3 protein-coding genes are annotated in these 6,952 nt (G+C 39.9%); all 3 read right to left on the bottom strand.

Annotated features, from left to right (window positions below):
* Positions 1-181: 181 nt before the first annotated feature.
* Positions 182-4,321, bottom strand: coding sequence for an Lcl domain-containing protein (locus AC0UA9_RS16110; RefSeq protein ID WP_475661575.1), 4,140 nt, complete (start codon positions 4,319-4,321; stop codon positions 182-184).
* A gap of 174 nt (positions 4,322-4,495) precedes the next feature.
* Positions 4,496-5,878 (bottom strand): sensor histidine kinase, encoded by a 1,383-nt coding sequence (locus AC0UA9_RS16105; RefSeq protein ID WP_475661573.1) that lies wholly within the window; start codon positions 5,876-5,878, stop codon positions 4,496-4,498.
* The gene (locus tag AC0UA9_RS16100) at positions 5,875-6,555 is read right to left on the bottom strand and encodes a response regulator transcription factor (RefSeq protein ID WP_475661571.1); all 681 of its coding nucleotides are present in this window, start codon (positions 6,553-6,555) and stop codon (positions 5,875-5,877) included. Before AC0UA9_RS16100 ends, AC0UA9_RS16105 begins: the two co-directional genes overlap by 4 nt.
* Positions 6,556-6,952: the final 397 nt, after the last annotated feature.

Here is a 6,952-nt window from a genome sequence, read left to right as displayed (position 1 = left end):
TTACCAGTAAGTTTTTTACCTGATTGAAGTGCTTTAACTGCATCTTCGAAGTTGAATTGATTTGTCATGTGTCATTCCTGTTTTTTACCAGTTTACCGAAATGACACAGATTTTTGAACATTACCTTAGAAAATTATAAACTCTCTAACGCTAATATCTGCTCTTATTTAAACCGCACTATTTACAGTTTGTCACCATTCTTATCTTCCCCAATGAGTATCCAATTAGGATTATCGTTATAGTCAGGGTGAGATGTCCAATTACTCAAATCAAAAATCCAAGGTTGTAAACATTCTCTGTCTGTCACACATGGGTCGGTTAACGCCCCCATAAACTCAATTACTTTTTCCGATTGTTCGGTATTAATATCAATTTCAGGTGCGGGTGAATTTGATACTGTTTCATCAAATGTTTGTCGAAACAAAATACGCGTATTATTAAATGCATCAGGATTCATATTATTATAAACCTGCTCACATGTTTCGCCCGTTTTATTCATAATATCAACAATAGATGTTAGCTCACAATAATCAGCATTACCCATTTCATTAAAAGTAGCATTACCATTAAGTATCGTACTAACACCCAATAAATCGTTCATTGCCCCGCCCGGGTTACCATAAACATCCATTACCTGTCGTAAAGTAGATAGACTGCCATTATGCATGTAAGGGCCTGTTTCTGTGATATTCAATAACGGTGATGTACGAAAATGATATGTATCTCCTATATCTCCGCTGATATTGGCACGGCCAAAATCAGAGTTGTTCACCGGTGGGAAGCTTGTACTGTCACCATTACCCGGTCCAACTTGTCCTAAACCAATCGCATGGAATTCTTCATCTGTGAATGTATCACCTGAATGACATTCGCTACAGGCAGCACCACCTTCATCACCGGCAGTCATAAAAAGTACCGCCCCTATTTTTTGATTGAGAGTCATCACATTGACATTAGCACCAGTATGTCCTTTTAAAGCTGCAACATATTCTTTCCAAGGGTTATCGACAAATACCATAGACTCTTCAAAAGTGGCTAATGCCTGTGCAATACGATCGAAGTTAATTACAGTATCGCCGTAGGCGCTCTGAAACAAAGCTTCCCATTCAGCATCACCAACAAAACGAGCGGCTAACATATCTCTGTATGCTTGATTGGAGGTAGAAAGTGACTCTTCTCCTCGCATTTCGTTTTCAATTACCGTTGGGAATCGTGATTGCGCATTAGCTAATGATGAGCCTTCTGGAATGTTATTATCTACAGCGCCATAATTCACTGAATCAGGAGTAATAATCCCACCATCTGTTCCTCTTGCTCCTGGGGTATTACTGGCACTTTCAATACGGGAATCCCAGAATAACCCCCGATCCAACAATCCTATATTGAAAACTGTTGGTGCATTGCGGCCAATAACGGGGTAGCCAGGCAATTCATGTGCTTCACTGCCGTTGAAGTAACGGCCACTACCTAATGTATTGGAAGAAAAATTATGAAAAACATCAACCGCGTCATAACCTACAGGCCACGAAAGTTCGTCGCCACCACCTAGCATTGGGTGATGACAAGACGCACATGCGGTGTCGTACTCACCACTTAAACGTTTAGAGTAAAACAAGGCTTTACCAAGTTGAGCCTCATCTGAATTGATATTAGGCAAATCGCGCCCCGTAGTGGGGTCACCAGTATAACCTTGCTCATTAATTAGAACCTGGGCATGAACATCGACTGGTGAAATAGCACTGGCAGGCGTACCTAACCCATCATCAACATCAATAGCTGGGGTTTCTTGTTGGTCAACGTCAGCTAAAGCATGATCGTCTCTGCCCGGTCGTACCATTCTTACTAAGTGAGTACTACTGCGACCTTTAAACCAATTCAAACCAGCTTTGAAATTGACGAACCAAGCATCCTGTGCGAAATCGATCATTGGTGATGAACTCCAAGTGTACTCAACCGTAGTCCCTGGGAAGATGTTCAAATTAATCGCTGGTTCAACTCGGTTGAAATCAACTAATGAGAAAAGCTCTTTAATATTAGGCAAGCGCCAATCGTTATACCCTGCTAATTCGCTAGTTTGAACATGTTCTAATGCTGATGCCCAATCCATCTTTTCTGCTGCACCGTTATCACAGAATACACCGCTAAGACCTGCCACACACTGAGTCCACATCAAACCAGTTCCTAAATCTGTCACTGTGCCATCATCGTGTACCTTATAACGTTCATCAGGTGTTTGTTCAACACTGTTATTGAAAGGATCCATTACTCTCACGAGGCGCACTGGTGATGCTTGGTAGCGCTGAAGATTCTTGTTATTACCAAATGCTAATTGAAATGCCCAAGCATAAAACTCACTATGTGCACCGCGATAAGGCGATGATGTCCAGTAAAAATCTCCCGTTGTATTAGGAAAATAGTCTTGATCAATTTTGAAAGAGAATGGACCAAAGCCTTTACCATAATTAACCAAAGACATGAACTGAGCATTATCCGGTATGCGCCAATCACTATAACCGCAGAAACTTTTCTCATTGGTAGCGATAATTAGGTTATTCCAGTCATCATAGTAATCACCATCTCTATCTTCATTATCCCTATCTTTTGCTGTTAAGCCCCCCCAGCGATAAAAGTTGCTCGCATCGTGTATGCCACCATCATTAGTCTTTACTTCCCATAGCAAGCCCGTTCGATTATCACGAACACATGCCCAAGGATTTGAGGCGTAGTTTCCATTACCGCTATAAGCACTACCATCGGCATTGATACGAGTAAGGTCAAAACCACCGTCACCATTACTATCGGAATTAACAGTCGCGCTTCTTCCTTGGCTACAATCTTGTTCCAGTAGCGAGCCATTTTTGCCTGTGATACCTGTATTACAGTTAGTACCGTTATTCGATTCAGTTGAACCAAATGTTATTCCGGTATCATTGAGAAAAGCCATGCCTGTATTAAATTCTACAGCTTCAGGATCATTACCATTTCTGATGTTATCAATCTCTGCTTCTAACTCTGTAATTATTGCTTGTTCTGCTGCGCTTAAATAACCACCACTTATTAACTCATACTCTTCATATGGGTCGGTAGCTAAGGAGTAAAGTTTCATGGTGCCGTCAGCATTTACTATAAGCTTGTATTCGCCATTGCTGATCGCCCATATATCAACATTGCCATCGTCCTTTTCAACGTATTGGTAATCTCTAATTTGAACATCCTCAGTAAAGAGCGGTTTAAAGCTCAAACTGTCATGGATATTGGGTTCATCAATACCAGCAATCTCTGCAATGGTGCTAAATAGATCTGTTGACGTTGCAAGGTTTTCAATCAAGCCAGTTCGTGTTACACCTTTACCCATAACAAATAGTGGTACATTAACACCGCCTTGATATACTGAACCCTTGGAGCTTCCTTGCCTGTACGGATACTGCGCAACACTAGCAGGAGTACCATTGTCTCCCATCACAATAATTACCGTATTTTCCAATTCATCTTGAGGGATACTGTTGAGTAAACGACCTATTTGATAGTCCATTGCTTCTATCGCAGCCAAGTAATAGGGTAACGCGTCTATACCTTTTTTATACGCTGGTAAATCACCTTGAGAGTGCATTGAGCTTGGTGGAACATGGTACGGCGTATGTGGAGCATTGTATGCCATCCACATAAACCAAGGTTTGTCTTTTTGTTGCTCTGCTATCCAATCAATAGCAATATTAGTGAGCTTTGTGGTTGCATACTCTGTTTGTATAGAAGTCGCGCCATCTTCAGACATTTGCCACTTGTAGTAATCATCCACTTCGCCACTAATGATCCCCGCGTAAAAATCAATACCAAAATCTTCTGGGTTGATTGTTGGATCTGTCCCCGATATATGCCATTTTCCTACAGCAGCAGTTGAATAACGGTCATTAGTTAAGGTATTGATATGGCTTTGTAAGGTCACTTCTTCAGGATTTAATACATCACCAACCCACTTTACGCCAGTGTTATAACCATATTTACCGGTAATCATTGAAGCCCTTGTTGGGGTACAGCTAGGGTAGGTCCAAAAATTATTAAAGGACAAGCCTGAATTTTGAATATCATCTAACGTAGGTGTCGTTGGCTTAACTTGCCCTTGTGAAAATCCATTAGTGGCATCTTTACCCATATCGTCAGCAATTATAAGCAGTATATTGGGATATTCTGATGGCTCTGATGTATCAGTAATAGGTATGTTAACTTTAGTATCATCGCCTCCACCGCCACAAGCAGACAGCAAAAGTAAGACTGAAGTAACACACAACACAAGAAACATGTTTTTATCTCTAATTTTTATCATAGTAATACTGATCCAATATTTTTAATTTTAACCATAAACAACAATATAATAATTAAAGAAAGATGAGCGGAAGATGAGGATAGTAAATTAATAGTTAAATGGCGTATCGTTATGCAAAAACGCATGAGTTAATATGCCTTTAAGGAAGCTATAAAAATAGCTCCACTGTTCGATTTATTCATCAACCAAGTTCATTATTAACATCTGCTGCTCATCTAGCTCTACCGTTAATTTGAACGACATTGCTGTTGCAGCCGAATGCGCGATTGAAAGGCCTAAACCAACATGATTAGTACCCGTTCGTGAGCTATCCTTTCTCCATAAACGGTCAAACATTGTCGAAAGGTCAATTTTGTCTAGGTTAGGGGCAAGATTAGCGACCGTAAAAACCGAATGACTGTTTTTACAGCTAAGAAAAACTTCACTGTCTTTAGGTGCATACTCAACAGCATTATTTATTAGATTGGAAATAATTATACGTAAAAGATGAGGGTTACTTTCTATTACACATTCTTCATTCAAGGATAAAGCAATTGTTATCCCTCGCTCTTTTACAAGCGTTGATTGCAAAGTAATACATTCTTCAATAACGGTGGAGACATTCACTTTTTCAGTGAGTATTTCAGAGCCAGAGTTCTCTATTCGAGCTAAAGAGAGCAAGCTGTCTATCGTATTTTGTAGTTGCGCTGACGATACTGCAATGTAACGATAATCATCAACAGTTGATTGCTCAGGCCATTTCATTGCTACTTCACTTGTTGTACGAATAGCTGCTAACGGGGTACGTAACTCATGAGCTAGATCGTTATTGAATTGGCGCTCTCTTTCAAAACTTTTTTCTAACCTTGCAAGCAATTGATTGAGCCTACTGATTAAAGGGTTAATTTCCGTAGGTACACCTTCATTATTCAATCTATTGTGTAAGGAACCTGCCTCTACTGCCGCAACTTTTTCAGACAGATATTGTATCGGCGCTAATGTTCTTCTTATGGTAAAAACGACCATGAATGACAGTAAAAAGAAAAAAAACGCGCCACCTATAATCAATTTATACGTGAGTGTCGCTAACTGTTGATTAACTTCTGTTTTAGTTATTGCAACGGAAACGGTTATTTCATCGCTTCTCGGCCCAAGCTTCATCGTAAACGAGTGCATGCGAATATCTTCACCTGAGGCTAACTGACTATTGTAATTTCTTTGCTGATGTTGCTCTTTTAGATAGCTAAGTTGATGGTCCAACAGGTTTTCAGACTTGCTTAGTGTTGTTCCTGCTGTATCCCAAGCTTGTAAATAAAACGTGTTATTTTCATCGTTAAGCAGACGTTTGGTGTTTTTGGCTATATCGATTGCCGCCCTCATCACTTTGTCAAATCGGCGAGGTGGCATTGGCATTCTATTGGCTAGCTGAACCGCGCGAGCGAGCTTATTGAGTTCATTATCAAGGCTACCATCAAGCCTGCGTTTTTCAGAAAAGTACAACGTTGTTCCTGCTAAAATAGCAATAACAATAAAGCTTGACACTAGCCACAGTAACAGCTGGGAACGGATACTTTTCATGGCTTTTCTACACTAATTATATAGCCCATACCTCTACGAGTATGGATTAGTACGGCATCATTTTTTGATACCTTAATCGCTTTTCTTAATGCGCATATCGCAGTATCAACTACGTTACTCATAGGCGACACTTGTTCGTCATAAATATGCTCTTCAATCTGAGTGCGAGAAATAACACTTCCCTCATGCAACATGAGGTACTCTAACAAAGAAAATAGTTGAGAAGATAAGGGGACATTCTGCGTTCCTCGCATAACGGTTTTAGCTGAGCGATCTAGAGTTAAATCACCAACCGTTAATTTGGGGGAGCGGGTTTGGTACTTTCGTCTGGCAAGTGCTTCCACTCGAGCAATAAGCTCTTCAATGGCAAATGATTTCACCAAATAATCATCAGCGCCTAATCGCAAACCAGCAACTCGATCTTCAATAGAATCTTTCGCTGTCAAAAATAATACCGGTGTTTCATTGTTAGCTTCCCTCAACTTTTTAAGCACTTCTCGACCATCTAACCCCGGAAGCATAATATCGAGAATAATCACGTCATAGTCATTCTCTAATGCCATCCATAAACCATCAGAGCCATTACCTGTTGCGTCTACCGCAAACCCTGAAGCTTTCAACGCTTTAACGACAGCCCTAGACAGTGCTTGGGAATCTTCAACCAATAATAATTTCATCTTACAGCTCTTCTAAAATAAAGGGTTTAGTGGTAAAAATTTTTCTAATAGCAATTAACTGTGCAATTTCCTCACATACCTTAAAAAATATATATAAGTTAACATGAGCAGAAGGTGAGGATATATCAACAAATTTTAAATAGTGCAACTAGGTATAATGATAATTGTTGGAAATATATAATCCATCTCATTCCTATCTACTTTAATTAGCTTTTTGACTATCTTATAGTCGCCGCCCCCATATTGGCCTTGTTTAATGCCCTACAAAGTTTGAAAAAAGTAAGGTCCACTTATGGCTAATTGCTGCCGTTAAAACTTTAACAGCTAACATCCGCTTTTCGCTCTTTTAAGACCTTAAATATATGCCTTATTCAATTTCAAGTATCCGATTGATGTT

It is taken from the genome of Colwellia sp. F1, assembly GCF_056238625.1.
The sequence above is the reverse complement of the archived record's forward strand: the minus strand, read 5'-3'. Positions and strand labels throughout refer to the sequence as shown.

Excerpts from the sequence above, each read along its gene's own strand:
- AC0UA9_RS16110 (WP_475661575.1), bottom strand. The coding sequence starts at position 4,321 with ATGATAAAAATTAGAGATAAAAACATGTTTCTTGTGTTGTGTGTTACT.
- AC0UA9_RS16105 (WP_475661573.1), bottom strand. The coding sequence starts at position 5,878 with ATGAAAAGTATCCGTTCCCAGCTGTTACTGTGGCTAGTGTCAAGCTTT.
- AC0UA9_RS16100 (WP_475661571.1), bottom strand. The coding sequence starts at position 6,555 with ATGAAATTATTATTGGTTGAAGATTCCCAAGCACTGTCTAGGGCTGTC.